Consider the following 2,885-nt stretch of genomic DNA (forward strand, 5'->3'; position numbering starts at 1 on the left):
GCTCGACCTGGACGCGGGGGTTGACCTCGATGAAGTAGAAGTCGCCAGAGTCGCGGTCCATCAGGAACTCGACGGTGCCGGCGCATTCATAGTTGGCGGCGCGGGCGATGCGGAGGCCGAGCTCGCAGACGTGCTCGCGCTGGGCTTGGGTGAGGTAGGGGGCGGGCGCGCGCTCGACGACCTTCTGGTTGCGGCGCTGCACCGAGCAGTCGCGCTCCCAGAGGTGGTAGATGGTACCCATCTTGTCGCCGAGGATCTGCACCTCGACGTGGCGGGCGTTGGCGATCATCTTCTCGAGGTAGCCCTCGCCGTTGCCGAAGGCGTTGAGCGCCTCGCGGCGGCCTTCGAGCACCTTTTCCTCGAGCTCGTCGGGGGTGAGGATCGGGCGCATGCCGCGGCCGCCGCCGCCCCAGCTCGCCTTGAGCATGAAGGGGTAGCCGACGGCCTCGGCCATGCGGCGCACCTTGGCCATGTCGTCGGGCAGGACCTCGGTGGCGGGGATGACCGGGACGCCGGCGGCGATCGCCACCTTGCGGGCGGAGGCCTTGTCGCCGAGCATGCGCATGGTGGCGGCGGTCGGGCCGATGAAGGTGATGCCGGCCGACTCGCAAGCGTCCACGAAATCAGGGTTTTCCGACAGGAGGCCGTAACCGGGGTGGATGGCGTCGGCGCCGGACATCTTCGCCACGCGGATGATCTCGGGGATCGAGAGGTAGGCGGCGACCGGGCCGAGGCCCTCGCCGATGCGGTAGGCCTCGTCTGCCTTGAAGCGGTGGAGGGAGAGCTTGTCCTCCTCGGCGTAGACGGCGACGGTGCGCTTGCCCATCTCGTTCGCGGCACGCATGACGCGGATGGCGATCTCGCCGCGGTTGGCGATCAGGATTTTCTGGAAGGTCGGCATGCGGCGCGCTCCCGGCGACTGGCCCCGGGGGCGAGTGTTACGGGCAAGGATGCTGCGATGCAACGACGTCCGGCCAGAGCCGGGCGAGGACGGGGCGGAGCGCGGGGGCGAGGTCCTCGGCGGTGAGGCCGGGGCCGGCCTCGGCAGCGGCGGCGCCGTGCAGCCAGGCGGCGGTGGCGGCGGCCTCGAAGGCGGGGAGGCGGCGGGCGAGGAGGCCGGTGACGATGCCGGCGAGGACGTCGCCGGCGCCGGCGGTGGCGAGCCAGGGGGGCGCGTTGGCGTTGATCGCGAGGCGGCCGTCGGGGGCGGCGATGGCGGTGTCGGGGCCCTTGAGGAGGAGGGTGGCGCCGGAGCGGGCAGCGGCGGCACGGGCGCGCTCGGGGCGGGGCAGGTCGGCGAGGTCGGGGAAGAGGCGGGCGAACTCGCCCTCGTGCGGGGTGAGGACGACGGGGGCGGTCCGGGTGGCGATGGCGGCGAAGAGGGCGGGCGGGTCGTCGCGCCAGAGGGTGAGGGCATCGGCGTCGAGGACGAGGGCGGGCGGGGCGGCGAGGGCGGCGGCGACGAGGGTCCGCTCGCGCGCGCCGGTGCTGAGGGCGGGGCCGAGGGCGGCGGCGGTGAGGCGGGGGTCGGCGAGGAAGGCCGTGAGGTCGTCGGGGCCGTCGAGGCGGGTGAGCATGACGGCGGTGAGGTGGGCGGCGTTGACGAGGAGGGCGCCGGGCGGGGCGCCGAGAGTGACGAGGCCGGCGCCGGCGCGGAGCGCGGCCCCGGCGGCGAGGCGGGCGGCGCCGGTGCGGGTGGCGGGGCCGGAGACGACGAGGGCGTGGCCGCGGGTGAACTTGTGCCCCTCGGGGTCGGGCGGGCGGTGGAGGGCGCCCCAGAGGGCGGGGGTGTTCTCCCAGGCGCGGGGGGCGATCCCGGCGAGGACCGCCGCGGGGATGCCGATGTCGGCGACGGTCAGGCGGCCGCAGAGGCGGCGGCCGGGGTAGAGGAGGTGGCCGGGCTTCCTGCGGAAGAAGGTGACGGTGGCGGCGGCCTCGACGGCGGTGCCGAGCGGGCGGCCGGTGTCGGCGTGGAGGCCGGAGGGGAGGTCGACGGCGAGGACGGGCGCGGGGTCGGCGTTCATCGCGGCGACGAGCTGGGCCGCGGGGCCGGTGATCTCGCGGTCGAGGCCGGCGCCGAAGAGGGCGTCGATGACGAGGGCGGCGGGCGGGAAGGGGAGCTCGGCGGGGCGGGTCGGGCCGGGCCAGCGGAACTGGGCGGTGGCGGCGTCGCCCTTGAGGCGGGCGGGGTCGCCGTGCAGCAGGAGGGTGACCTCGCGGCCCTCGGCGGCGAGGCGGCGGGCGGCTACGAAGCCGTCGCCGCCGTTGTTGCCGGGGCCGGCGACGACGACGACGGGGCCGGAAGGGGCGAGGGCGCGGGCAGCCTCGGCGACGGCCTGGCCGGCGGCCTCCATGAGGGTCATGCCGGGGATGCCGCCCTCGATGGCGAGGCGGTCGGCGCGGCCCATCTCGGCGGCGGTCAGGAGCTCGTGCATGTCAGCGGGTGCCGAGCGCCTGACGGATGCGCAGGAACTCGGCGATGTTCTCTAGATCGACGATGCCGGCGAGGCGCCCGTCGCGGGTGATGCAGACGAGGCGCGCCTCGGGGCTCGCGAAGGTGGCGAAGAGGTCGGAGAGGGGCGTTGCGATGTCGGCGGTGCGGGCCGGCGACATGGCGGCCTCGGTGCGTGCCTCGGGGCCGAGGTCGCGGAGCGCGCGCAGGAGCGCGGGCTGGGTGAGGACGCCGGCGATGGCATCGCCTTCGACGACCGGGAAGTCGCGCTGGGTGCCGGAGAGGGTGAGATCGACGGCGTGGGACAGCGGGTCGCCGGGGGCGAGGGTGCGGAAGTCGGTGATCATGGCGCGGCCGGCGGCGTGGCGGGAGAGCCCTTCGTCGGTGGCGACCGCGACCGCCTCGGTGCCGGCGCCGATCCAGATGAAGGCGG

The 2,885-nt window shown here is 75.5% G+C and carries 3 protein-coding genes; all 3 read right to left on the reverse strand.

Annotated features, from left to right (window positions below):
* Positions 1-901, reverse strand: a 901-nt coding sequence (locus Q0112_RS05155) for a biotin carboxylase N-terminal domain-containing protein (RefSeq protein ID WP_297972348.1), incomplete at its 3' end; no start/stop codon positions are given.
* Between the two features lie 37 nt (positions 902-938).
* On the reverse strand, positions 939-2,435 hold the full coding sequence (locus Q0112_RS05160; protein ID WP_297972352.1) for an NAD(P)H-hydrate dehydratase: 1,497 nt from the start codon (positions 2,433-2,435) through the stop codon (positions 939-941).
* Between the two features lies 1 nt (position 2,436).
* A partial coding sequence (locus Q0112_RS05165; RefSeq protein ID WP_297972355.1) for a CBS domain-containing protein occupies positions 2,437-2,885 on the reverse strand: 449 nt, incomplete at its 5' end.

This window comes from uncultured Amaricoccus sp. (assembly GCF_937858865.1).
Classification (GTDB): Bacteria; Pseudomonadota; Alphaproteobacteria; order Rhodobacterales; family Rhodobacteraceae; genus Amaricoccus.